This is a genomic window from Jannaschia sp. R86511, assembly GCF_042466345.1.
Taxonomy (GTDB): Bacteria; Actinomycetota; Actinomycetes; order Actinomycetales; family JBBAYJ01; genus Aquipuribacter.
In genome coordinates, this window is the sequence record NZ_JAXHCD010000001.1 from 3,934,231 (window position 1) to 3,958,319 (window position 24,089).

25 protein-coding genes are annotated in these 24,089 nt (G+C 73.1%); 13 read left to right on the forward strand and 12 right to left on the reverse strand.

Annotated elements, in window-relative coordinates; all coding sequences use genetic code 11:
* The first annotated feature begins 158 nt into the window (after positions 1–158).
* On the forward strand, positions 159–1,070 hold the full coding sequence (locus SJY06_RS18350; protein ID WP_380168973.1) for a hypothetical protein: 912 nt from the start codon (positions 159–161) through the stop codon (positions 1,068–1,070).
* A 240-nt stretch (positions 1,071–1,310) separates the two neighbouring features.
* On the opposite strand, the gene SJY06_RS18355 is transcribed toward SJY06_RS18350, so the two are convergent.
* The 7 genes from SJY06_RS18355 to SJY06_RS18385 form a co-directional block, all read right to left on the reverse strand.
* Entirely contained in the window at positions 1,311–2,117 is an 807-nt protein-coding gene (locus SJY06_RS18355) for a hypothetical protein (RefSeq protein WP_380168974.1), read from the reverse strand.
* A gap of 238 nt (positions 2,118–2,355) precedes the next feature.
* Complete coding sequence (locus SJY06_RS18360) at positions 2,356–3,150, reverse strand: GNAT family N-acetyltransferase (RefSeq protein WP_380168975.1); 795 nt, start codon at positions 3,148–3,150, stop codon at positions 2,356–2,358.
* A gap of 127 nt (positions 3,151–3,277) precedes the next feature.
* The gene (locus SJY06_RS18365; protein WP_380168976.1) at positions 3,278–3,736 is read right to left on the reverse strand and encodes a hypothetical protein; all 459 of its coding nucleotides are present in this window, start codon (positions 3,734–3,736) and stop codon (positions 3,278–3,280) included.
* Between the two features lie 119 nt (positions 3,737–3,855).
* Positions 3,856–4,896 carry a hypothetical protein gene (locus SJY06_RS18370; protein WP_380168977.1) on the reverse strand — a complete coding sequence of 347 codons (1,041 nt, stop codon included), beginning with the start codon at positions 4,894–4,896 and terminating at the stop codon, positions 3,856–3,858.
* On the reverse strand, positions 4,893–5,666 hold the full coding sequence (locus SJY06_RS18375) for a hypothetical protein (RefSeq protein ID WP_380168978.1): 774 nt from the start codon (positions 5,664–5,666) through the stop codon (positions 4,893–4,895). Before SJY06_RS18375 ends, SJY06_RS18370 begins: the two co-directional genes overlap by 4 nt.
* Positions 5,667–5,917: 251 nt before the next feature.
* A complete protein-coding gene (locus SJY06_RS18380; RefSeq protein WP_380168979.1) occupies positions 5,918–6,595 on the reverse strand; it encodes a GNAT family N-acetyltransferase in 678 nt (225 codons plus the stop codon).
* A gap of 238 nt (positions 6,596–6,833) precedes the next feature.
* Positions 6,834–7,304: a hypothetical protein gene (locus SJY06_RS18385; protein ID WP_380168980.1), complete on the reverse strand. Its 471-nt coding sequence runs from the start codon at positions 7,302–7,304 to the stop codon at positions 6,834–6,836.
* 171 nt (positions 7,305–7,475) lie between these two features.
* Here SJY06_RS18385 and SJY06_RS18390 point away from each other — a divergent pair, with 171 nt between their 5' ends.
* Genes SJY06_RS18390 through SJY06_RS18400 form a run of 3 tightly spaced genes read left to right on the forward strand, consistent with a single transcriptional unit; the run spans position 7,476 to position 10,242 of the window.
* Positions 7,476–8,615 (forward strand): HupE/UreJ family protein, encoded by a 1,140-nt coding sequence (locus SJY06_RS18390; protein ID WP_380168981.1) that lies wholly within the window; start codon positions 7,476–7,478, stop codon positions 8,613–8,615.
* A 35-nt stretch (positions 8,616–8,650) separates the two neighbouring features.
* The gene (locus SJY06_RS18395; protein WP_380168982.1) at positions 8,651–9,088 is read left to right on the forward strand and encodes an ArsR/SmtB family transcription factor; all 438 of its coding nucleotides are present in this window, start codon (positions 8,651–8,653) and stop codon (positions 9,086–9,088) included.
* A complete protein-coding gene (locus tag SJY06_RS18400; protein WP_380168983.1) occupies positions 9,085–10,242 on the forward strand; it encodes a cation diffusion facilitator family transporter in 1,158 nt (385 codons plus the stop codon). Before SJY06_RS18395 ends, SJY06_RS18400 begins: the two co-directional genes overlap by 4 nt.
* A gap of 215 nt (positions 10,243–10,457) precedes the next feature.
* Here SJY06_RS18400 and SJY06_RS18405 read toward each other — a convergent pair whose 3' ends face one another.
* Positions 10,458–10,751 carry a hypothetical protein gene (locus SJY06_RS18405; protein WP_380168984.1) on the reverse strand — a complete coding sequence of 98 codons (294 nt, stop codon included), beginning with the start codon at positions 10,749–10,751 and terminating at the stop codon, positions 10,458–10,460.
* Positions 10,752–11,299: 548 nt separating this feature from the next.
* On the opposite strand from SJY06_RS18405, the gene SJY06_RS18410 reads away from it, so the two are divergent.
* The 9 genes from SJY06_RS18410 to SJY06_RS18450 all read left to right on the forward strand — a co-directional run bounded on the left by SJY06_RS18410 (position 11,300) and on the right by SJY06_RS18450 (position 18,829).
* Positions 11,300–12,034: an ABC transporter ATP-binding protein gene (locus tag SJY06_RS18410; protein WP_380168985.1), complete on the forward strand. Its 735-nt coding sequence runs from the start codon at positions 11,300–11,302 to the stop codon at positions 12,032–12,034.
* Positions 12,031–13,029: an ABC transporter permease gene (locus tag SJY06_RS18415; RefSeq protein WP_380168986.1), complete on the forward strand. Its 999-nt coding sequence runs from the start codon at positions 12,031–12,033 to the stop codon at positions 13,027–13,029. Before SJY06_RS18410 ends, SJY06_RS18415 begins: the two co-directional genes overlap by 4 nt.
* On the forward strand, positions 13,022–14,005 hold the full coding sequence (locus tag SJY06_RS18420; protein ID WP_380168987.1) for an ABC transporter permease: 984 nt from the start codon (positions 13,022–13,024) through the stop codon (positions 14,003–14,005). Before SJY06_RS18415 ends, SJY06_RS18420 begins: the two co-directional genes overlap by 8 nt.
* Positions 14,002–14,637: a hypothetical protein gene (locus tag SJY06_RS18425; protein WP_380168988.1), complete on the forward strand. Its 636-nt coding sequence runs from the start codon at positions 14,002–14,004 to the stop codon at positions 14,635–14,637. Before SJY06_RS18420 ends, SJY06_RS18425 begins: the two co-directional genes overlap by 4 nt.
* A gap of 74 nt (positions 14,638–14,711) precedes the next feature.
* Positions 14,712–15,464 carry a response regulator transcription factor gene (locus SJY06_RS18430; protein ID WP_380168989.1) on the forward strand — a complete coding sequence of 251 codons (753 nt, stop codon included), beginning with the start codon at positions 14,712–14,714 and terminating at the stop codon, positions 15,462–15,464.
* Positions 15,461–16,744, forward strand: coding sequence for a sensor histidine kinase (locus SJY06_RS18435; RefSeq protein ID WP_380168990.1), 1,284 nt, complete (start codon positions 15,461–15,463; stop codon positions 16,742–16,744). The genes SJY06_RS18430 and SJY06_RS18435 overlap by 4 nt, the downstream gene beginning before the upstream one ends.
* Positions 16,745–16,877: 133 nt before the next feature.
* On the forward strand, positions 16,878–17,369 hold the full coding sequence (locus SJY06_RS18440; protein ID WP_380168991.1) for a hypothetical protein: 492 nt from the start codon (positions 16,878–16,880) through the stop codon (positions 17,367–17,369).
* A complete protein-coding gene (locus tag SJY06_RS18445) occupies positions 17,366–18,157 on the forward strand; it encodes a hypothetical protein (protein ID WP_380168992.1) in 792 nt (263 codons plus the stop codon). The genes SJY06_RS18440 and SJY06_RS18445 overlap by 4 nt, the downstream gene beginning before the upstream one ends.
* A gap of 288 nt (positions 18,158–18,445) precedes the next feature.
* Complete coding sequence (locus SJY06_RS18450; RefSeq protein ID WP_380168993.1) at positions 18,446–18,829, forward strand: YkvA family protein; 384 nt, start codon at positions 18,446–18,448, stop codon at positions 18,827–18,829.
* A gap of 139 nt (positions 18,830–18,968) precedes the next feature.
* On the opposite strand, the gene SJY06_RS18455 is transcribed toward SJY06_RS18450, so the two are convergent.
* The 4 genes from SJY06_RS18455 to SJY06_RS18470 form a co-directional block, all read right to left on the reverse strand.
* The gene (locus SJY06_RS18455; protein WP_380168994.1) at positions 18,969–20,510 is read right to left on the reverse strand and encodes a hypothetical protein; all 1,542 of its coding nucleotides are present in this window, start codon (positions 20,508–20,510) and stop codon (positions 18,969–18,971) included.
* On the reverse strand, positions 20,507–21,925 hold the full coding sequence (locus SJY06_RS18460; RefSeq protein ID WP_380168995.1) for an ATP-binding protein: 1,419 nt from the start codon (positions 21,923–21,925) through the stop codon (positions 20,507–20,509). The genes SJY06_RS18455 and SJY06_RS18460 overlap by 4 nt, the downstream gene beginning before the upstream one ends.
* A 28-nt stretch (positions 21,926–21,953) precedes the next feature.
* On the reverse strand, positions 21,954–23,402 hold the full coding sequence (locus tag SJY06_RS18465) for a bifunctional DedA family/phosphatase PAP2 family protein (protein WP_380168996.1): 1,449 nt from the start codon (positions 23,400–23,402) through the stop codon (positions 21,954–21,956).
* A gap of 187 nt (positions 23,403–23,589) precedes the next feature.
* Positions 23,590–24,012, reverse strand: coding sequence for a metallopeptidase family protein (locus SJY06_RS18470; RefSeq protein ID WP_380168997.1), 423 nt, complete (start codon positions 24,010–24,012; stop codon positions 23,590–23,592).
* Between the last annotated feature and the right edge of the window lie 77 nt (positions 24,013–24,089).

The window sequence follows — 24,089 nt, forward strand, 5'->3', positions numbered from 1 at the left end:
TCGCGTGCCGCTCGTCGCGTCGAAGAGAAGGGCTTGGGAGTATGGTTTCTCGCACTGGAGGGGTGTGGCGGCGGTACCGCTCACCCACCGGGACCTTCCACCTACTGCCGCGTGATCGCCCCTCGGGGCTCGAGCCGCGACCTGTCCTGAGGAGTCCCATGACCACCTACAGCCTGCTCGGCACCGGCGCCCGCGTGACGCTTATCGCGTCCTGGCCCGGAACGATGTGTGACCTTGCCAGCAAGGTCACCACCGTGGAGGACCGCCTTATCGGCGAAGACCTCGCGGAGTCCCTCACCACCCTGTCGGAGGCCGCCTGGTACGCCGCTACGTGGCTCGACACCTGGCCCCAGACCCACCAGCACCTGACCGACCTCATCGCCTGGCTGCGGGAGCCGGTGCTCGGCGAGCGGGACCCGCGGCTGGACCTGGCCGACTGTCGCCACCACGACGCGGCCAGCAGCTACGACTACGACCAGACTGCCCGGTTCTACCTTCCGCCCCGGTTGCGTGCGCTGTCGCACGCCCAGCGGCTCGCCGTCGCCGACGAGGTAGCCGCCGACTGCGCCGCCATGCTCGAGGCGCTACGCGTGGCGCCCACCGGTGCGGACCTCGCGCCCGAGGCGCGCGGCTGGCAGTTCGGTGAGGTCACCCGCCGCCGCTTCTACGGCCAGGCCGTCTACCTGCCGGACGGTGCCGCGAACTGGGCCGCCACCCTGTTCGACGCCGGTGGCGTGCTGCAGACGATGTGGGCCGCCCGTGGTCACCTGCTGCGCGTGGAGCAGCTCGTCGCCGCAGGCTTGGCCGCAGGTGGTCGCGGAAGCGTCTCCGACGACCCGCTGGTCGCGCACTGCGTCCTGCCGCAGGGCGACGACGTGGACCGCATCATCTACGCCGGACCCACAGGCCGGCCGCACCTGAACGGCCACCTCCCAATGCGGGTTCGAGACCGGCTCAGCCGCCCCGCGCAGGACGGCCCGGAGACGACCTCCGAAGTAGACCCCTACGACACCGACGCCCTTGTGAACCACCTCGGTGACTGGGTCACCGCCGTGCCGATGCGCACCTGAACCCCGGACTCCAGAAGCGCCGGCGAGGCAGGTGTCGCAAGTCGACCCCGCCCCACCCCGGGATCCCGCCCGGGCGGTTCTGCTGGGGCCCTACGTCAGAGCGCGACGCTTCCGAGCCGGTGACCAGCGACTTCGTCAGATGGGGGTCGTCCACTCGCGCACCGCTCCCGACCGGCCGCTCGTGTCGCTCGCTGGAGGGGAGATGTGAGTGGCCATGACTGGGTGCTTGTACCGCTGTCCTCAGGGCATCGCGGGCGGTCGCCCTGGGCTGACTCCGACGTCAATGTGGTCCTGGTGCACCTGGTCGGTGAAGAACCCTGGCCGTTCGCCGTTGACGTCGAAGGGGCCGCCGATCTCGGTGGCGCCGAGGGCCGCGGCTTTGACCATGACCGCGGCGATTAGGTCGTCGGGGGTGTCGGGATCCACGACGAGCTGGTCGTCGATGCGCCAGATGTCGAACGCGCGCCCGACGGAATGGTTGGAGGCGCGTTCGGTGTCGAAGACGTTGGTCGGGTGCCCGCGGTAGAGGACGTGGAGATCAAGGACGTGGTCGGCGGCCAGGCCGTTGAGCAGCCCGAGCAGGCTGTCGTCCATGCGGCCCTCTTCGATGTCGCGGACGGCGGGCTCGGGCAGCCTCAGGTTCGGATTGCTCAGCACCTGCTGGGCTGCAGGCGAGACGTCCCCCACCACGGTCGTGTCGGGGTCGGGCCCGACGGCTGTCACCTGCCAGGGTTCGTCGGCGGTGGCGCGTCCGAGGCGGACGTCGAGGACGACCTGACGTTCAACCGTCGAGCCGTCGAGCAGCAGCAGATGCTGGGTGAGCAGGGTCATGACGCTGGCGTCGGTGGTGGTGAGTCCGCCGTACTGCGGGTAGTCGACGGCCACGTCCGCAGCCGCGGCGTCGTCGTGGAGCAGGCCTGCGGTCTGCTCGGCCAGTACAGGGTTGACCTCGGCCGCCACCAGCCGTCGGCTGGCATCGGCGAGGCCGCCCTGGCTGTCCTCCCACGTCCCGAGGAGCTCGACGAAGCGGGTCGCGGCGAGCTTCACCTCGGGTGCGACCTCACCGGGCCCGGCTTCCCATGCGGGTGATGCCGGCAGGGTGGGTTCGGGGGTCGGTGTCGGGGTCGGTGTCTGTACCGGGCCGCTGGACGCCTCGGACGTCGGGCGGGCGGGTGCGCCCGCCTCAGGCTGACTCGCGGAGGGCCCACACGCAGTGAGCAGCAGGACGACCACCAGCCCTGCTGGCAGTCGGCTCACGTGGCGTGTAAGCCAGGCCTGGTCACGGTTACTGCTGCTCACGCAGGGGGGTTCCTTCCTGGTGGGTCTGCTCGGCGCCGTGGGCCGGGACCGGCTCGCTGGGGTGGATCGGCAGGTGGTAGGTCGCCATGAGGGCTCCGTCGCGGGTGGGGTGCACGTCGCCGCGCCGCCAGCCGAGTGCCTCGTAGAACGATCCGGCTCCGTCGGTCCCGGCCAAGGTGGTGAGCTGGGCCTCGCGGGTGCCTGCGGCGCGAGCACGGGCCACGAACCCGGCCACGAGGGCGGCACCCACGCCGGCCCCGCGACCGTCCGGTGTCACGACGACGGCGGTGATCACGGCGACCGGGTCGCCGCGACCGTCACGTCCGGTGCCGGAGTCGCCGTGGGTGGGCCTGGCCGACGCGGCCGGACCAGTCGGGCCGGTCGGGGCGGGCCGGCCGGTGAGGCGACGTAGGTAGGAGGGGGCGCGCGTCCGCAGGAAGTGCAGGGCGAGGCGGGGCCTGACGAGCAGGGACAGGGCGCCGACGGCTCCGAGGTGCAGGCGGTGGTGTCGGACGACGTGGTCGACGTGGGCGACCTGGTCCACGGCTCCGACCAGGAACCCGAGACGATGGTCGCCGGTGCTGTCGGCCCGGACGGCGACCAGGGCGACGCCGTGGGGTGCGTCGAGGTAGGTGGCGTGCCAGCGGCGCATGAATGCGTCGCCCAGCAGGGGGAACAAGCCGTGGGGCAGGTGCTGGCGGTGGGTGCGGGCGGTGAAGTCGACGTCGGCGGGTGTCGCGCGGCGCACGACGACCTCCGACCACTCGGGGTGTGACGGCATGACGGGGCCTCTCGGGGCTCTGGCGGCTCAGGGACGGACGGCGGACGGACCGCGGCACAGGGGGCCGCGGAGCGCGCTGCAGGCACCGCCCGGGGCAGACCGGGTCGGTGTCGCACGAAGGCGCCCGTCAGTCGGGGCGGCCGCCGCCGTCGGACAGAGAGGCAGGTACCGACGTCACGGTCACCGGTGGCAGGGGTGCGGCCCGGCGCGGGGCGGCTACGGCGACGTGGAGCACGACGCCGGCGTCGACGTCGACCAGGTGGTGATGGTGGTCGTCCTCGGCAGGGTCGTCGTGCGCCGCGCTCGCGTCGATCAGGACGGACGTCAGCTCCTGGCCCACGGGCTCGTCGGGGTGCTCGCCCGGGTGCTCGTGACCGTGGTCATGCTCGCCGACGGGGCTACCTCCCGAGGCGGCCGAGGCGACGGTGTCGTGGACGTGCCCGGCGCCGACTGGGTGCCCACCGGTCTCGGCGTGCACCAGGCCCATCGACAGGGCGGCCAGCAGCGACAGCACGACGAGGGCAGCAGCAGCTCGCGCGGCACGCCACGCGTACCCCACCGCTCCTGCTGTCGTCGACGGACCCATCTCATCATGATGACGGATAACGTCTTGCCGTCCCGACAACCTGCGTTCAGGTCGCGGGCGGCGTCATGTTGCGGGGCAGAACGTCCGGGCTGTGACGGCTCGGGAGCGTCCTGACGCCCTCAGGCCCGGTTTGTCGTGGGTCCGCGGCCAAGGCCAATGGTTCGCCGGTGGAACAGGTAGACCGAAGCAGTCCCGTTGGGCAGGACGAGACGGCTGAGCGCAGGGTCCTCGATCATGTCGAAGTCTGTCTGCGTGCTGTACGCGGCCGTGTTGCCTGCCGCGAAGGCGTTGCGGCTGGTGATGAGGACGTACAGGTCCACGCTCGGGGTGGTGAACACGTGCTTCTCGAAGGTGTTGCCCGGTGGTGGCCAGGAGCAGAGGACGACCTGCGGGGTGTGGGTCCGCAGAGCCTGACGGGCCTCGAGGCGTTCGACGTCGTCCTCGTCGAACCTGATCGCGTGGTCCCAGCTGAAGTTGTCTGTCGCGGTGACGGCGACTCCCTCCGCGGTGAGGAATCGGGAGAGCGTGCCGTCGCCGGCGGCGATCTCCAGGCAGGGGCGTCCGGCGATGAGGCGGGCGAGGGCCTTGACGAGGCGCCGGGAGTAGAAGCAGTAGATGCCTTGCTGCATCACCAGGGGCATGAGTCGCCTCTGCTGGGTGAGCCTGGGCCAGAGGAGGCGGTACGCCGTCAGCGAGACCGGCTTGCGACGGAGGCCGACTTCGAAGAAGAGCCACTGCATGAGGGTTCCGTTGACCCGCCCGAGGCGGATACGTCCGTGAGGCACGTCTGCGCCTTTCGCCACACAGGCGCGTCGGACGAGTTCCAGGGTCATGTGTCGCCGGATGGCCCTGGAGGTCCGGACCTGCTCCGGTTCGCGATGATCCAGCGGGCGGCGGGTCCGGGCGTCTGCCGTGGCCAAGAACGACTTGAGGGCCCCGACACCCCCATGGGCGAGCAGCCGGGACAGCTCGCGCTGGGCGAGCTCCCACTCCTCGGGGTAGTGGTGCTGCAGCTGTTCCAACGACGGGTTGCCCGCCAGCATCGCCTCGACGTGCCGTACCCGGCGGTGTCGGGTGCTGGGAGCGGGTGCGTAGGTCGTGGGGTCCACGACCACCAGCATCGGCAAGCGGTGGCCCTGGGTTGAGGTGCTGTTGCTCACGGCTGCGCAGGCGAACGTCCCTCGCTGAGGCCCACGTGGATGTGGTCCTGGTGCACCGCGTCGGTGAAGAAGCCGGGCCGGTCCCCATTGACGTCGAACGGCCCGCCGACCTCGGTCGCCCCGAGTGCCGCCGCGTCCCGCATGACCTGCTCGAGCAGCTCCCGGGGCGTGTCGGGGTCGCCGACCAGCCGGCCGTCGACGCGCCACACGTCGAGGGCGCGTCCGAGCGAGTGGTTGGACGGGCGGTCGGTGTCGAAGACGTTCGTCGGGTGCCCCGTGCGCAGGACGTGGACGTCGACGACGCGCCGGTCGCCGAGGCCGTCGAGCAGCGCCAGCAGGTCCTCGTCCATCCCGCCGGCCTGGATGTCGCGCAGGGCCGGGCCCGGCAGCCTGACCCCCGGGTTGCCGAGCACGTCCTGGGCCTTGACGGACACCTCGCCCGCCGCGGGCGCGTCCAGGTCGGGCGAGACCGCCGTGACGGCCCAGTCGTCCTCCGTCGTGGCCCGGCCGAGCCGGACGTCCAGGGTCGACTGCCGTTCCTCGAGCTCGCCGTCCGCGGTGACGAGGCGCTGCGTGAGCAGTGTCATGACGCTGGCCGAGGTCTCGGTGAGGCCGCCGTACTGGGGGTAGAGGACCGTCACGGTGGCCGAGAGGGCCTTCGGGTCCAGCAGCTCCGCGGTCTGGGTCGTCAAGGCCGGGTCCCCGCCGACGGTCGCCAGCCGCTCCGCGGCGGAGGCCGGGTCCCCGCCGCCGTCCTGCCAGGTGCCCACGGTCTCCACGAACCGTGTGGCGGCAAGCTTTGCTTCGGGCTGCTGCTCCCCAGGACCGGCGACCCACGCCGGAACCGGGTCCAGCGTAGGTGGGGCCGTCAGGGCCGCGAGAACGGCTACGCCGGCGGCGGCGAGGCCTGCGAGCCCCAGGAGGGCGAGGGTGAGCGTCAGGACACGGGCGAGGGGCCGGGCGGGTCGTCCTCGGCGTGGCTGCGGGGTCTCACGTGCGCGGACGGTCATTGCGCGGACGGTCATGACGACGGGGTTCTTTCCTGGGGTGCACGGGTGTGGCCGCGGCCGTCCGGTACGAGATGGGCGCCCGGCGGGTCGAGAGGGAGGCGGTACGTCACCACAGGCAGGCCGTCTCGCGTGGTGTGCGTGCCCGCCCGTCGCCAGCCGAGCGGCTCGACGAACGGGCCGGCCCCTTCCGGGCCGACCGGAGTTGTGAGGTGGGCCTCGGCGACCCCGGCCGCCGTGGCCCGCTCGACGAAGGCGGCCATCAGCGCCTCCCGCACGCCGGCCTGGCGAGCGTCGGGGGCGACGACCAGTGCCGTGATCACTGCCACCGGGTCGCGTCGGCGGACGGGACGCGGGGCGCCCGGGTCGATGTCGGAGGAGTCCTGGCGCTCGGCCGGGGAGCTCGGTCGACCCGTAAGCCGTCGCGCGTAGGCCAGGGCTCTGGTCCGGACGAAGTGCTGCCCCAGGCCCGGACGAACCAGCAGCGACCAGGCACCGACCACGCCCAGCCGCAGACGGTGGTGCCGGATGACGTGGTCGACCAGCGCGACCTGGTCCACGGAGCCCAGCAGGAAGCCCACGACGCGCTCCTTCACCGGGTCGACGGGGCCGACGTCGACGGCGACCAGCGCGACCGCCTGTGGCGCCTGGAGGAAGGTTCCGTGCCACTGCCTCAGGAACGGTTGCCCCATGCGGGGGAACAGGCCGTGACGCAGGTAGCGGCTGTGGGCTGGGGCGGTGATGTCGATGTCGGGGCGGGTCGCAGGGCGTACGACCGGCCCCGACCTGTCAGGTCGTGACGGCATGGCGGACAGACCTCCCGGAGGGGTAGCACGGGGACAGACGGGGTGCGGCCTCGGGCCGCGGACGCGGGACCGCTGCGGACGAACAGGCCCGGGGCCCGGTCGGCGCGGTGTCGGCGTCGTCTCGTCAGTCGGGTCGGCCCCCGCCGTCGGACAACGACACGGGCACCGCCGCAGCCGTCATCGGACGCGGTGCGACCGCCCGGTCGGGGGCTGGCACCGAGATCGCGAGGACCACCCCGGCGTCCACCTCCACCAGGTGGTGGTGGTGGGACTCCTCCCGGTCTTCGGTGCTTTCGCTGTCGCCGGTGCGGGGATCCTCGCTGCCGCCAAGGGCCTCCGGAGCCGGCACCTCGGCCGTGGTCGGGGCGGCGGCACCGTGCCGCTCGGAATGCTGGAGGCGCTCGGTGGCCCCGGACGTGGCGACCTCGTACGGGTGCGCCGCCGCCGGGTCGGGGTGGCCGGCCTCCGTGTGGCCGGTCTCGATGTGGCCCACCGCCATCGACAGCACCCCGAACAACGCCAGCACCAGGGTCACGCACAGCACGACCGTGCGCGAGGCGCGCCCGGTCGCCGGCTGCGTGTCCTGCCGTCCCACGCCGCCCAGGATGGCGCACGGGACCCCGTGACCGTCCCCGCGACACGTCCGCCCGTGGCGACACGCCAGGACGGGGGCTCCCTCAGAGTCACTGCGTGACTACTCTTCGGTCGTCCGGCTGCTCCGCACCGGACGGCCCTGCCCCAGCACCACCCGGCGAAGGAGCCACCCATGGCAGTCACCGACCGGTCCACCGGGCGTCCGACCCGCCTCCCCCGGTTGTCCTCCGTGGGTGTGGCCACCGCCCTGCTGGTGCTCGTGCCCGCCAGTGCCGCCCACGCCCACGGCCTGCGGGGCATCTCGAACGACTCCCCGTGGGGATTCCTCGCCTCCGGGATCGAGCACATGCTGCTCGGCTGGGACCACCTGCTGTTCATCGCGGGCGTGCTGCTGGTGTCTAAGGGCTGGCGGGTCGCGGCGGAGATGATCTCGCTGTTCGCGCTCGGGCACAGCATCACGCTCATCCTGGCCACGATGTCCGGGTGGCAGGTCAACGCGACCTTCGTCGACGTCGTCATCGGCCTCAGCGTCGTCTACGTCGGGTTCCTGGCCCTGCGGGGCCGCAGGCCCGAGCTCAGGATCTTCGCAGCCGTCGTCTTCGCCTTCGGCCTGATCCACGGCCTCGGTCTGTCCACCCGGCTGCAGGCCCTCGACCTGCCCGAGGAAGGCCTGCTGCTGCGCGTGATCGCCTTCAACGTGGGCATCGAGATCGGCCAGCTCATCGCCATCGCCGGCATCGTCGGGCTCACCATGGGCGCGCAGTGGATGTGGCGCACCCGCAACCAGCAGCAGCCCCAGGCCGTGCAGGTGGCTTCCATCGCCCTGGTCCTCGGTGGCGTGGTCGCCGCCGGTGCCGTGGCCGGCGGCGCCCTGATCGGCGAGGAGGACGAGGTGGCGGCCACGGCCGGCACCACCGCAGCCGGGGGCACCACCGAGGACACCTCCGCCGCGGCCGCGTCCGGCAGCTGCACCGAGGGCGAACGGACGATCGAGTTCCCGGCGACCGGCGGGCACACGGCGAAGGCGTTCTTCGAGCCGGGTGAGGAGGCCCCGCTGGGTGACATCGGGCACTCCCTGGGCGACGGCTACGTGGCCTACCTGTACCGCGCGGACCTGCCCGCGGAGGACGTCGACGCCCTGCGGCAGGCCGTGGAGAACGCACCCAACAGCGGGATCCTGGCCGGACCCGTCACCGGGCAGGAGGAGGCGGTGCTTGCCGTCACCCAGACCTCCACCCTGACCTGCGCGGAAGCCGACCACGCCGCCCTCGACGCGTTCACCACTGCCTGGTTCACCTCCCTGGAGGGCTGAGTCGATCGACCGGCACTACCTGGACGGTGCGCGGCATGGGCTTGCGCCACCCGACGCCGCTGGTCTACGACTTGCATATGCGCGCAGACAGCAGCATTGGGCCGCCCCCCGCCCCCGAGCTGGTCACCGAGACCGTCCTCACGTTCCACATGCTCGCCGACGAGACGCGGGTGCAGCTGCTCTGGGCCCTGCTCGACGCCGAGCTGTCGGTGGGCGAGCTCGCCGCGCGGGTCGGCAAGCCGGCACCCGCGGTCTCCCAGCACCTGGCCCGGTTGCGTCTGGCCCGGATCGTGGGCACGCGACGGGACGGGACGTTCGTGTACTACCGCCTCGAGAACGACCACATCGCCCAGCTGCTGGTCGACGCGTTCCGCCACGCGGAGCACGGCGGGCCGGGGCTGCCTCCGCACCACGACGGCCAGGGGGCCCGCCCCGCAGTGACCGACCACGACCTCGAGGAGTCGACGCGATGACCACCCGACGTCCCGCGCCCGACGCGGCAGGGCACGACCACAGCGACCACAGCGACCACAGCGACCACGAGCCGCACGACCACGACGCCGACCACGACCATGGGAGCTCGTGGCTGGCCCGGGTGAAGCACGCCGTCGTCCCGCACGCCCACGACGCGAACGAGGCCATCCAGACCGCCGAGGAGTCAGCCGGGGACGGCATTCGGACCGCGTGGATCGGCCTGGCCGGGATGATGGCCACGGCCGCCGTCCAGGTGTTCATCGTGGCGATCTCCGGCTCCATCGCCCTGCTCGCGGACACCATCCACAGCCTCGGCCACGCCGCCACCACGATCCCGCTGATCATCGCGTTCCGGCTCGGCCGCCGGGCCCCGACCGCGAAGTACCCCTACGGCTACCGACGCGCCGAGGACCTCGTCGGGCTCTTCATCTCGGTGGTCATCATCGCCACCATCGTCCTGATCGTCTGGGAGTCGGTCGACGCCCTGGTCAACCCTCGTGAGCTGACCAACCTGGGGTGGGTGTTCGCCGCCGGCCTCGTGGGGTTCCTGGGCAACGAGGTCGTGGCCGTGTACCGGATCCGCACCGGACGCCGGATCGGGTCGGCGGCGCTCATCGCCGAGGGCCAGCACGCCCGCGCCGACGGCTTCACGTCCATCGCCGTCGTCCTCGGGGTCCTGGGCGTCTGGCTCGGCTTTCCCCGGGCCGACGCCGTCGCCGGCCTCCTCATCGCCGTCGCCATCGCCGGGATCCTCATCAACTCCCTGGTCATCATCGTCCGCCGACTGATGGACGGCATCGAACCGGCGGTGCTCGACCGGATGCGCGCCGCCGCCGAGGCCGTCCCCGGGGTCGACCTGGTCAGCGAGGTCCGGGCCCGGTGGTCCGGGCACCGCATGGAGGGTGACGCCGAGATCAGCGTGAGCGCGGACCTCACCCTGCCCCAGGCCCACGAGCTGGCCGAGCACGTCCAGCACGAGCTCATGCACGCAGTACCCAACCTCGACCGCGTCACCGTCCACGTCCACCCGACCGTCGACACCGAAGTGCCGCCCGGTCTGCACGACCTGTCCGGGCACCACGCGTCGACGCAAGCGCGGGAGGCGTACCGCGCCCGCCTCGCCGCCCACGAAGCGGGCCTCGACGCACCGTAAGGAACGGCCGGCTGGCCCGGGCGCGCCCCGGGCGCCGGTAAGGCCCTCACGCCCCCGTTGCGTCTTGGCCCGAGGTCGTCCTGTCGCCGGTAGGCGACCACCCCGCCCAGGATCAGCAACGCCACGACCACCACGCCGGCCACCGTCGCCCGCGCGGGCGGGCCGTCGCCGTCGGCCGACGTGGTGGCGGCGGCGATCGCGCCTGGGGTGCTCGCTCACCGCTCCCGCGACTCGGCGTCTCCTGAGGCGAGGGCGAGCCGGAGGACGTGGACCAGCAGCACCGTCACCGCCAGCACGAGGGTCAGAACGGTCGGCCAGCCCCAGCCGGTCGGGTGGTAGCCCCCGGGCAGTCCGATGGTCCTGCTGAGCAGGGTGACGGTGACCACTGCGGCTGCAGTGACCAGGCCCGCCAGGGTCAGGACGAGCTCCTCGAGCCCCCCCAGGTACCCCCGCACGACGCGTGACAGCGTCGCCACGGCCACCGCGCACATCACGAGCCCCCCCGACACGTGGCCGACGGTCACCAAGGCCGGCACCGACGACCACGACACGGTCGCGATCAAGAGGAGCCCGAGCAGGGCTGCGCCTGTGCCCCAGATGACGGCGGCGACGCCTTGCCGGGCGGGGGCGGATCCCCTCCCCCCGCCCTCGACACCCACCTCGAGTCCCGCACCGCTGTGTGATAACCGGTACATGTCACCCTCCGAAGGTGCCGACGGACGCCCGCGTCGGAGCCGGCGAGGGCGAAGACCAGCATCTCCGCCCGGACGTGAGAACGCGGTGAGTGCGGTCCGACGTCGCCGTGAGACCCGGAGACGGTGGCCTGCTGACGCCGCCCGGGGGCGTGCCGTCCCCGGCACGGCCGCCGTCCGGTTGACGCCCCTGTTCCAAGGCCGACCAGTGCGTGTGTGTGAGCGGGCTGGGACCGAGCGGCCGACCGGCCGCCCCCGCGACACAGACCTGGCCACGATCTTGCCTTCCGCTAACCGTCCTCGACCCGGCCGCTGGCCGGGCCCTCCGTAGCGTCGACGACACCCACCGACACGAGGAGAAGACCATGACAGTCCCGGCCATCGAGCTCCGCGCCCTTCGGCACCGGTACGGCGACGTGGAGGTCCTGAAGGGGATCGACCTGACCATCGCACCGGGTGAGATCTTCGGCTTCCTGGGGCACAACGGGGCCGGCAAGACCACTGCGATCAACATCCTCACCACGCTCCTGCGGCCCACCTCGGGCTCCGCGGCGGTGTTCGGGCACGACGTGGTCCGGGAACGGGCCGCCGTCACCGCACGCATCGGGTACCTGCCGGCCGAGGTCCGCCTCTACGGTCACATGACCGCGCTGGAGAACCTTGTCTTCTTCGGGAAGCTGTCCGGGGTGCGGGACGCACGCTCCGCCGCCCACGAGACTCTCGCGTACCTGGGCTGTCGCGACCTCGCCGACCTCCGTGTGGGGTCCTTCTCCACGGGGATGCGGCAGCGGATCGGCATCGCGCAGGCGGTGCTGCACCGCCCGGACGTGCTGTTCCTGGACGAGCCCACCTCCGGCCTGGACCCGGTGGGGGTACGCCAGCTGCGCGACACGGTCCTGCGCCTGAACCAGGACCTCGGGGTCACCGTCTTCATGAACACCCACCTGCTCAGCGAGGTGGCGAGGGTCTGCTCGAGCATCGGCGTCCTCAACCACGGGGAGCTCATCTACCAGGACTCCCTCGCCGAGACGTTGCGGCTCTTCCCGGACGAGGCGTCGCTGGAGGACATCTACGTCCGGATGGAGGCTAGCCCCGCATGACCCGGACGCCGGTCCACCTGCCGCCGCGACCCACCGTCGGCGTCGCGCCCCCCGCTCCCCGATCCGCCGTCCGCGACATCGTCACCATCACCTCACAGCAGGTCGTGTCCCTACGCCGGCAGCGCACGTTCTCGGTCCTGCTGGGCACGCTGGTCGCGGTCACCGCCCTGGCGGGGGTGATCGGCTGGTCGAGCCAGAACACCATCGCCCGGGTGTACGACCAGGCGGTCCTCCTCCTGGCGAGCACTGGTCAGCCGGCACCCGTCAACCCGGTCTCGCTCAAGCCTCCGCTCGCGCTGCTGTCGAACATGGCCATCTACGTACCGCTGATCGGCGCGCTGCTGGCCGTCGTGGTCGGTCACCTCACCCTCGCCGACGACGAGGCGAGCGGCATGGGACGCCTGCTGTTCAGCCGCGGCGTGCGCCGCCAGCACTACATCGCGGGACGGCTCGTCGGCACGGCCCTCGTCCTGGCCGCCGCCCTGGCGGCGAGCCTGCTGGTGAGCGGGCTCGCGCTCGTCGTGGTCCACGGGGGGGCACCGAGCGGGGACGAGGTGCTGCGGCTGCTCTCGTTCTACCTGCTGTCGTGGTGCTACCTCATGGTCTTCGCCCTCGTCGGGATGGTCGCCGTCCTGCTGACCCGCAGCCGGTCCCTGGCGCTGCTGTCCGCACTGGCGGCCTGGCTGGTGGTCACGTTCGCCGTGCCCCAGCTCGTCTCGGGGCTGCGCCCGGTGGAGTCGCTGAACCCGCTCAGCGCACCGGCCACCGGCACGTCGGCGTTCTTCCACGCCACCGGGCTCCTCCGCCCGCTGTCGCTGTCCGAGCAGTACAAGGGCGTCGCCGCCCACATCCTGCAGACCACCCCCGACGGGGCGGTCCTCACGCCGGTGGTGGCCGGCACCGTCCCGGTCCTGCTCGCCGTGGTCGCCCTGGCGGCTCTCACGGTCGTCCTCGTCACCCGGCACGACTACTCCAGGAGCGTCTCCAATGACTAGCGTCGGCCGGGTCCTGACGGTGGCCTCGCACGAGCTGCGCGCGGCGTTACGCAGCCGCATCCTCGTCGTCCTGCTCGTCGTGCTGGTCTGCATGACGGTCGTGTCGGTCCTGGTGTCCTCGGCCCAGTACGCGGGCCAGCTGGCCGACTACCTGGCCTACCGGGACGCCGCCGTCGCCGGCGGGGTGCAGCGCGTCGCTCCCTCCCCGCTGGCGCTGCTGTCGCTGCTGCGCGGCGCCCTGGAGTACGTCGAGATCGTCGGCGCCGTCGTCGCGATCACGCTGGGGTACCTGAGCGTGTCCCGCGAGCGCTCGGCACGGACCATGCCCCTCCTGCGCTCACGGCCGGTCAGCCCCGCCGAGCTCGCCACCGGCAGCGCGCTCGGCGCCCTCGCCCTGATCAGCATCCTGGTCACCTGCCTCGCCACGGTCGCCGTGCTCAGCCTCGGCCTGATCGGCCACGACTGGATCGGTGGGGTGCAGGTCCCCAAGCTCGTCCTCGCCTACCTGGCGGCCGTGGTCTACCTGTTCGTCTTCTACTGCCTGGGAGCCGTCGCCACCAGCCGGGCACGGGTGCCCGTCAACGGGCTCATGGTCGCTCTGGGGATCTGGCTGCTGGTCGGGCTGGTGCTCCCCCAGATCGGAGACACGCTCGACGCCGACAACCAGGTCCCCGGCGGCCTCTTCGCCGCGCTGGGTCTGGGGCACGACGGCGAGGTCACCATCCTCGCCCACCTGAGCGGGTACGAGCGTGTCCGGACCGGCATCGAGGAGGCGTCCTTCACCAAGCACTTCGAGCGCTTCGCCTTCGCGATGACCGACGTCAAGGAGCGCTACCGGTCCCTGAGCCTCACCCAGCTGTTCGTCGAGACCCGCAACGACATCGCGTGGCTGGTCGCCTACCCCGTCGCACTGTCCACCGCCCTGTGGCTCAGCTTCAGGGCCCAGCCCACCACCCCCACCGGAGGAACATCATGACCATCACTCGCAGCCAGCGCAGCACCCCTACGAACGTCCGTGACTCGCGCGCCGTCCGTCGGGCCGCCCCCGTCCTCGCCGGGCTGCTGGTCGTCCTGGCCGCAGCCGGGTGCGGGGCCGCGGCCGACGCGTCCCCGGCCTCCACCGGGTCCTCCCCCGGGGCCGCCGCGACGACCAGCGCCCAGGGGCAGGTCCTGCCCGTCGACGTCAACCCGATCGACACCACCACGACCGGTACGGGACTGGTCGTCGACTCCGTCCTCGTGGAGAACAACGTGGACCCGGTGACCGGAGCCGCCGCGGACGACCACCTCCAGGTGTCCCTGAGCAACTCGGGCCAGACCCCCCTTGCCGGTGTCGAGCTGTTCTACACGGTGACCGACACGGTGGACGGCACGGCGGAGAGCTACTACGCCGCCCTGCCGTCCGACCTCACCGTCGACCCGGGCCAGGCCACCGTCGTCGACGTGGACACCACCGGGGCTGCCGGGCACGTCCCGGCCAACGCCTACGGCCTGTACTACACCTCGCCCAACGCGATGGACGTCGAGGTGATGGTGTCGGCGACGGGGGTCGCACCCCAGAGCCTGACGGTGACCAAGGACGCCGGGGGCGCCGAGACGGCCGACTGAGCGGAGCGGTCCGTGCCCGGTCACCCCTACTCGGGCCGGGCACGGCCCGTGCCCGGCGCGCCCTACCCTCGACCATGACGAGTGGCGAGGGTCCCGTGGTCCTCCTGGTCGAGGACGACCCCGGGATCGGGCCGAGCCTGGTGCGGGCCCTGGCCGGGCAGGGGTACCGCCCCCGCCTGTGCACGACCGGCGCCGACGCCCTGGCCCACCCGCTCACCGACGTCGACCTCGTCCTGCTCGACCTGGGCCTGCCCGACATGGACGGCCTGGACGTGTGCGCGGTCATCGGGCGCCGCGCCCCGACGCTGCCCGTGATCGTCCTGACGGCCCGAGGCACCGAGACCGACGTCGTGGTCGGACTCGACGCCGGTGCGGTCGACTACCTGGTGAAGCCCTTCGGCCTCGCGGAGCTCCTGGCCCGCGTCCGGGTCCACACGCGGGCCTCTGCCCACCGCGGCGGGCCCGACGCCGGTGAGACGGACGCCGGTGAGACGGGCGACGCCGACCTCGGGGACGTCAGGGTGGGGGACGTCACCGTCCAGGCCGCTGCGCGGCGCGTGTTCGTGGCCGGCTCGGAGGTGGCGCTCCGCGCCAAGGAGTTCGACCTCCTCCTGCTCCTCATCCGCAACGCCGGTCGGGTGGTGACCCGGCCGGTCGCCATGGCCGAGGTGTGGGACCAGAACTGGGTCGGCTCCACCAAGACCCTCGACGTCCACGTCGCCGCCCTGCGCCAGCGACTGGGCGGTGGTGGCGCGCACGACAGCCCCATCACCACGGTGCGAGGCGTCGGGTACCGCTTCGAGCAGCCGTCACCACCCGGCCCATGAGGCGTCGGCTGCTCGTCACCATGCTGCTGGTCGCCGTCCTCGCCGTGACCGGCTTCGGGGTCCCCCTGGCCGTGGCCACCCAGGCGTTCTACCGCGACGAGGCGCTGCTGGTCCTGTTTGCCGAGGCCTCCCGGGCCGCGGTCGCCGTGCCGGGCACGTTCCAGCGCGACGGGGACCTCCCCGAGCTCCCCCGCGCCGGCGACGGGGTGGAGCTCGGCCTGTACACGCGCGACGGTCGCCTGCTGACGGGAGCCGGGCCGGCCACCGCCGACGCCCCGGTCCTGGCCGTCCTCACGGGCGCCGCGGACCAGCAGGACCGGAACCAGCTGGTCGTCGTGGTCCCCGTGAGCCAGGAGGAGACCGTCGTCGGGGCGGTCCGGGCCGGCCTGCCGCAGAGCCACGTCTCCGCGCGGACCCACCGGGCCTGGGCGGCCATGGCGGCCCTCGCCGGCGTGGTCCTCGCCCTCTGCGGGGTCCTCGCGACGAGGCGCAGCCGTCGCCTCACCGCTCCGCTGTCCTCGCTGCGCGACGACGCCTCGATCATCGGCTCCGGAGGGCAGGTGGCCCCCCGGCCCACCAGCGGCATGCCGGAGATCGACGTCGTCCACGGCGCCCTCGTCGACGCCTCCGCCCGGCTGAACCGCAGCATCGCCCGGGAACGTGGCTTCAGCGCCGACGTCGCGCACCAGCTCCGCACCCCGCTGGCCTCCCTGCGCATCCGGCTGGAGACCGAGCAGCTCGGCCCGGGAGCCCGCCACGAGCCACTGATCGAGGAGTGCCTGCAGGACGTCACCCGTCTGCAGGAGACCATCACGGACCTGGTCGAGCTGGCCCGCGACGAACAGCCCCGTCGCGGACGGCTCCACCTGGCAGAGGTCCTTGCGGACCTGGACCGCCGCTGGCAGCCCCGCGCGGATGTCGTCCACCGCACCCTCCGCACAGCCGTGGCGCCCCTGCCGGACGTCGCCGGGAGCCAGGCCGCCGTGAGACAGATCCTCGACGTCCTCGTCGACAACGCCCTCAAGCACGGCGAGGGGGATGTCGTCGTGTCGGTCGAGGCGGTGGGCCGAGGCGCCGTGGTCACCGTGCAGGACCACGGGACCCTGACCATCGACCCGGAGGTGGCCTTCACGCGGCGACACCCCTCCGCGACAGGCGCCGGGATCGGTCTGGCCCTCGCGCGCCGGCTGGCCGAGGCGGAGGGGATGCACCTGTCCGTCTCCGGGACGGGCCCGTCCCCCTCGTTCCGTCTCAGCATCGGAGGCGACCCGCCCTCCTGACTGCACCGCCGGGCACACGCCCGCACGGTGGACTCCTCCACCACCCGGGGGGCCACTCATCGTCGTCTCATGATCGGTCCCCCACAGTCGTCGATGACCGGGGCACCCGACCCCGCACCCCCGAGGAGTCGACATGACCAACAGCCCATCGAGCGCCCCCGCTCCGGACGACGTCTGGGTGAGCGTCCTGCGCCGCACCGGTGTCGCCGCCGGCGCCGCCCTGGCCCTTGCCATCGCCTGGATCCACGTCATTGACCAGGGCGGCCTGCTGGGCCTGAAGGACCCGGCCTACCTCGGCTGGGGCTTCCGGGCCCTGGAGGTCACCGCGGTCGTCTGCGCCGTGCTCCTGCTCACCGGGCGCCACCGCGTCGGCTGGCTCCTCGCCGCCGGGGTCGCCGCCGGACCGCTGCTCGGCATCATCGTCAGCCGCAGCGTCGGCCTGCCGAACGCGACCGAGGACATCGGCAACTGGGGCGAGACCATCGGGGTCGCGTCGATGGTCGTCGAGGCCGCCCTCCTGATCGTCGCCGCCGCCGCCCTCCTCACGTCCTCGCGGTCGTCGGTGGGCCGCGAGGCTCGCGTGAGCACCCGCTCCTCCTCCGCCCCCGAGGCGGTGTCCGCGTGAGCGCCGTCACCGCACCCCGCAGCGACGTCCTGCGCGTGATGCTGAACAAGGTGCCCGAGGTGACGGTCGCCTTCTGGGTGATCAAGGTCCTCGCGACGACCGTCGGGGAGACCGCCGCGGACTTCCTCGCCGTCACCCTCGGCCTCGGCCTCACCGTAACCACCCTGATCATGAGCGTCCTGACCGTGGGCGTGCTCGTCGCGCAGTTCCGGGCCCGCCGGTACCGCCCTGGCCTGTACTGGGTCGCGGTGGTCCTGATCAGCATCGTCGGGACCCTGATCACCGACGGCCTCGTGGACGGCCTCGGCGTCAGCCTGTGGGTCACCACCGTCGGCTTCGCGCTGGCCCTGGCCGCGACGTTCACCACCTGGTGGGCGGTGGAGCGGACCCTGTCCATCCACACCATCCACACCACCCGCCGTGAGGCCTTCTACTGGGCCGCCATCCTGTTCACCTTCGCCCTCGGCACCGCCGCCGGCGACTTGCTCTCCGAGGGCCTGGCCCTCGGCTACGCCGTCGCCCTGGGCGTGTTCGCCGCGGCCATCGCCGTCATCGCCCTGGCCTACAACCGGAAGCTGCTGGCCGCGATCCCCGCGTTCTGGGCCGCCTACGTCCTGACCCGCCCCCTCGGCGCCTCCATCGGCGACCTGCTGTCCCAGGCTCCCGCCGACGGCGGGCTCGGCCTCGGCACGGTCGCCACCAGCGGGGTGTTCCTGCTCGTCATCCTCGCCCTGGTCACCTACCTCACCCGGCAGCAGTCCCGCCAGGCGGCGGTGAGCGCCCCCTGACCCGACCACCCGACGCGCACCCGGTCGCGGCCCGACGAGGGCCTCGGCCGGGTGCTTGCGCGTCACGTCCTACGGTCGCGACCACCGCCGTCCTCCCGTGGGCCTTCTCAGTTCATGGTTCAGCGGGGCGGCGCGCGGGTGCCCGGGTAGAGGTCTGGGCTTCCCGCGGACGAGGGTTCTCGCGCTGCCCCATCCAGGAAGACCGCAGCCTCACCCGGCTGCAGACACGACACGCTCAGGGCGGTGCGATGGTGTGCTGTGCAGTCGTGGTGGGACTTGACCTGGCCCGTGCTGACGACCGCGCTGGGGGGCCTGCTGCTGCTGTGGCTGGTTCTGCTGGTCGTGCTGTGGAAGGCGACACCGGATCAGACCGGGCTCCGTGATGCTCTGCGGCTGCTGCCGGACGTCATCCGTCTGGTCAGAGGCCTGGCCGGTGACCGGTCGCTTACTCGTGGCGTGCGCGTGAGGCTGCTTCTCCTGCTGGCCTACCTTGCGTCCCCCATCGATCTGGTCCCGGACCTCGTCCCGGTCCTGGGGTACGCCGACGACGCGATCGCGGTCGTGCTGGTACTGCGTTCCGTCGTGCGCTCAGCCGGCCCTGAGGCGCTGGAACGCCACTGGCCGGGGACCCCGGACGGCTTGGCCGCGGTGCGGCATCTGGTGGGGATCTGAGGGAGGGCCGACCGAAGGCTGCCCGCCGGCCGCGAGACGGGCAGTCACGGCACCACACCCTCGGTTGCGAAGAGCCCGTCATGTCCCGGCAGGACGAGGATCGTCCTCATGGTGCGGTGGGCACGCGGAGGCAGCTGGTTCAGCGGGTGCTGACGGTCGGGTCGCGCTGGTAGATCGCGTACCCGTCGACGTCGGCCACCCGTACGTACCTCGCGTCCAGCGCCGCGGTCCCCGCGGTCGCGTCGACGCCCCAGGTCTCGAGGTCCCCGCCCGGGACGACCACCCAGTCCGGGGCCCGGTCGCCGGCCAGGAGCGCGGCGAGAGCGTGCAGGCGGGGGTCGTGGACCCGGACCGGGAGGCTCCAGATGTCGGGGTAGGGGCTGGCCAGCCCGGCGGCCTGGAGGATGTCGGGCTGCCCGTAGGCGATGACGGCGTCGTCACCCGCCTCGGTGTGGGAGCCGAGCCAGGCGACGACCGGGGCCGCCTCCCGCGCGGGGCCGGGGTGCCCGAGGGTCCAGCCCAGGGCGACCACGCAGGCGACGGCGCCCCAGGCCAGGACGGGGACGGCAGTGACTCGTCGGCCGGACCCGGGCGTTCTCCGCCCGACCTCCAGGACCGCGACCGACAGCACGAGCCCGGGGACCAGCACGAGGAGGTAGTGCAGCCAGTAGGAGCCGCCGGCGAGGACGACGAACAGCTCCCACAGCAGCAGGGCCGCCGCCGGCGCCCGCACGTCGATCGCCCCGTCGACCACCGGCCGCCGCAGGTGACGGACGAGCAGGGCGATGACGAGCGGGGCGCCGCTGACGACGAGGGCCAGCAGCAGGAGCCGCAGCCGGTGGGGGACAGCCGGGGACGCCGAGCGGCCGATCACCCGCGAGGCGTCGAGCCGGAAGGTCACCACCGCGTCCCACAGCGCCGCGGGCCCCGTCCCGAGCGTCGCGGCGACGCCGACCACGAGCGCGCCCACCGCGGCCGCGCCCACCAGAGCCACGAGCAGGTCCCTGGCCCGCATCCGGTCGCGGCCCGACCTGCGCCAGGTGCTGACGAGCAGGACCCCGAGGACCACGAAGACGTCCCACTCGTTCTGCTTGACGAGCACGGCCGCCGCCCCGATCCCGCCCGCACCCAGCAGGGCCGTCGTCCGCGCCGGGCCGGGCGCCCGACGCAGGGCGAGCAGCAGCAGCGCGACCCCGGCCAGGACCAGCGGCATCGCCACCACCTCGCCGTCGACCTCGGCACCGCCGAACAGCGGGGTGGACACGAAGACCGCCGCCGTGAGCGCGCACAGGCCCGCGACCCTCGCCCGCGACGCACCGGGGCTCGCGAGGGCCCCGACGGCTGCCGCGCCGAGGACGGCGGCGGCCACCGCCACCAGACCCAACGACCGCAGGGCCACCGCCCCGCCCAGCCGGTCGGCCAGGGCGAAGAACCCGATCAGCAGCGGGGGACGGTCCACCCAGTAGTCGCCGTACAACGAGCGTCCCGGGCCCCACTGCGACCCGAGCAGCAGGAAGCCGCCCTCGTCCGGGCTCAGCGGCGCGCCGAGCAGCGGCAGCCGGAGCACGACCACGAGGCAGGTGAGCCCCACGACCACCAGGACGGCCACGAGCGCGGACCCGGTCGACCGGCGGGCCGCCGTCCCGGGGGTGAGGAGAAGGCTGGCTCGACCCCCTGTCACGGTGTCGGGGACGACCGCACGGGCAGCCGGACCTGCACCCGGCCACCGCCGAGCGGGGAGTCGTTGTCGGCGATCGCCGTCCCCCCGTGGCTCCGGGCCACCGCCTGGACGATGGCCAGCCCCAGCCCGCTGCCGCTGCCCCCGCGTGAGCGGGCGGGCTGGGCGAAGCGCTCGAAGGCGTGGGGCAGGAACTCCGTCGGGAAACCCGGGCCGTCGTCCGCCACCTCCAGGAGCAGACCCTGCTCGCCCACCGCGTTGCCCGCCGCAGCGGCCCCGGCCACGGTGACGCTCACGTCGGCCCGGGTCGCCCCGGCCATGGCCGCGTTTCGCAGCAGGTTGGACACCGCACGAGCGAGCGCGACCGGGTCGGCGAGCACCGTGACCACCCCGCGCGTCACCGGCGGCTCGGTCCTGCTCACCTGTCCCCGGGCTCCGTCATCGCCGTCCGCGACCACCCGGACGGTCAGCCCACCGGTGCCGGCGGCTGCCTCGCGCAGGTGCACGGCGAGGTCGGCCAGGGTGAGCAGCTCCGGTCGGTGGGCGCTGCCGTCGTCGAGACGGGCCAGGACCAGCAGGTCCTCGGCCGTGCGGCTGAGCCGCTCGACCGCGCCCAGCGCGTGGATCATGCCCTGGCGCGCCAGGGCCGGGTCGGGCTCGTCGGCGGCGAGCTCCAGCTCCCCCCGCAGGACGGTCAACGGGGTCCTCAGCTCGTGGGAGGCGTCGTCGACGAAGGCCCGCTCCCGGGCGACGCCGGCCTCCACGCGCGCCAGGAGGTCGTTGAAGGTCTGCGCCAACCGACCGACCTCGTCGACCGTGCCCGGCAACGGGAGGCGGTCGGGCCCGGGACGGGCCCCGATCCGTGCCGCCGCGGCCGTCATCGCCGACACAGGTCGCAGCACCGCCCCCACCAGGTACCACGCACCCACCGAGCTGAGCAGCACCACCACCGCGGACGTCACCGCCAGGACGTCGGCCACCCGCACCGTCAAGGCCTCCAGGACGGCCAGCCTCGACCCCACCACGGCCACCACCGTGCCCTGGCCGTCGGGCCCGTCGACCGTCAGGGGGACAGCCAGCACACGGATCTCCCCACCCAGGGTGGCGAGGTCGACCTCCGTCCGCAGCCCTTCCGGCGGGACCGATGCCACCTGCGCCGCCGTGAGCAGCGGGATCTCCAGCGGCCCCTGGACGACCTGCCCGTCCGCGCCGAGCACCTGGGTCAGCGGGTCGACACCCGCCTCACCGGCGCCTACGTCGGCCACGAAGTCGGCGGAGCGCTGCCGCAGCCCGTCGTCGACCGCGGCGTCCAGCAGCCGAGGGATCACCAGGACGAGACAGGCGTAGGCGAGGGCGGCGAGCAGGAAGACCATCAAGGTCACCAGCAGGGTCATCCGGCCGCGCAGACCTAGGTTCACGGTGCCCCCATGCACTGCGCCACCATGTTCACGGTGCCACCATGACGCCCTCGGCGTCAGCCCGGCCACCGCCGCTCGGAGCACTCGGCTCAGGGGGAGGTCCGGGCGGTGCGTGCTCGCGAGCGCGAAGGCCGGTCCAGCGCCAGCCCGTGAGGACGAGCGACAGCCACATCGCCGCCAGGAGCCACGCCCCCAGGACGTCGGTGAGCCAGTGGACGCCGAGGTAGAGGCGGCTGAAGCCGATGAGCAGCACGAGACCGGCACAGACCGCGACCCAGGTCACGCGCCACCGCCACGTCACGACCGAGCGCGCAAGCAGCACCCCGACGAGCCCGAGCAGGGCGAGGGAGTTCAGGGAGTGGCCCGAGGGGAACGCGTACCCCGCCTGGTCGACGACCGCGAGGTCCAGCGGCGGCCGGCTCCGCCCGACCACGTACTTGCCGGCCGACGTGATGGCGACGGACCCGGCCGCCGTGACCGCCCCGAGGGCGAGCGGCGCCCAGCTCCGTGTCCGGACGGCGAGGGTGCCCACCGCGGCGCCGGCGAGCAGCGGCAGGCCGACGGGCCCGCCCAGCCAGGTGACCGCTTCCATGAACAGGGAGAACTCGTCGTCCCGGCGTGCGGCCAGCCACGCGAGGACCGGTCGGTCCACGGTGGTCACCCCGTCGCCGTCGAGCACGTTGTCCAGCAGGTGCGCGAAGGCCACCGCCAGGGCCGAGACCCCCGCGACGGTCACCATGACCACCGCGGCGAAGGCCGGCACGTCACCGGCTCGCACCGACAGCCTCCATACCCGTGCCCGGAGCGGCCGGACGAGGGCCGCGCCTCCCGTCGCGGAACTGAGGCGACCGGTCAGCTCCGTCCACCACCGGGGGTGCCGGATGACCCATCGGGTGAGCAGCGCACCGGCGACGAGCAGCACCACCAGCAGCAGGGCAGCCCCGCTGGCCCGCCCCAGCAGCGCGAGGACCCGCGGGAACTGGTTGCCGGCCAGGTAGCCGAGCGTGACGATCACCACCGCCCAGACGGCCCCGCCGAGCGCGTTCCACAGCAGGAACCGGCGGTACGGCATGCCCGTCATGCCGGCCACGGCCGGCACGAGCGCGCGTAGCACCCCCACCCACCGGCCCAGCAGGACGGCCATCCCGCCCCGGTCCGTCACGAACCCCTCCGCCCGCTGCCACCGGGCGGTCCCGATCAACCGACCGAGGCGGCTCTGACGCGCGCCCGGGCCCAGACGTCGGCCCACCTCGTAGCCGACCGAGTCGCCCGCGATGGCCGCCACCACGCCGATGACGCCGACCATGACGACGTCGACGTTGCCCCGGGAGGCGATCACCCCGGCGAGCAACAACGCCGTCTCACCCGGCAGCACCAGCCCCAGGAAGGCCGCCGACTCGAAGAAGACCAGCAGGCCCGCCACCACGTAGACCAGGGGCCCGGGCAGGTTCAGGATCGTGTCGATGATTCCGGTCACGGCGTCTCCCCGGGGCCGAGGCCCTTGCGGGCCTGCATCAGCATCCGGAGGAGGTCGAGCGGCACCAGCGGGGTCGTGAGCGCCGGCCTCGTGTCTGCCCCGGGCCGTCCGCGTGAGGGGCACGACAGTTCCTCGCCCCCTGCCGCCACACCCGCCGTCGGACGCGACTGGATCAGCTGCCCATGCACTAGAACACCCCGAGCTCGCGCAGGCGGTGCTCGCTGAGGCCGACCGCGTGCCCGACCTCGTGCAGGAGCACGGTCCGAACCCGACCTGGTACGTCCTCGCGTCGGGCGCAGCCGCTCAGGATGGGCAGGCGGTACAGCGTGATGGTGTCCGGCAGCACCCCCGACGGCCGACCGCCGTACCGGGTGCGGGGGATGCCCCGGTACACCCCGAGCAACCGACGACCAGGGTGGTCGCCGGCATCGTCCTCCTCGTCCTGCACCAGCAGGGCGACCTGCGCGAGCAGGCCGGCGACCTCGTCGGGCAGCGTGTCGACCACCTCGGCCACCACCTTCTCGAACTCGGCCTGGTCGAGGAGGGCGTGCGGCCCCGGCCGAGGCTCCGAAGCCTCGGCAAGGCCGTCAGAAGTCGTCGATGTCGTCATGCGTGCACCCTGCCCCAGGCCAGGTGAGAGGGGCATGAGGACCAGGCGGCGCACTGCCCCGGGCTGGGCCTGTTGAC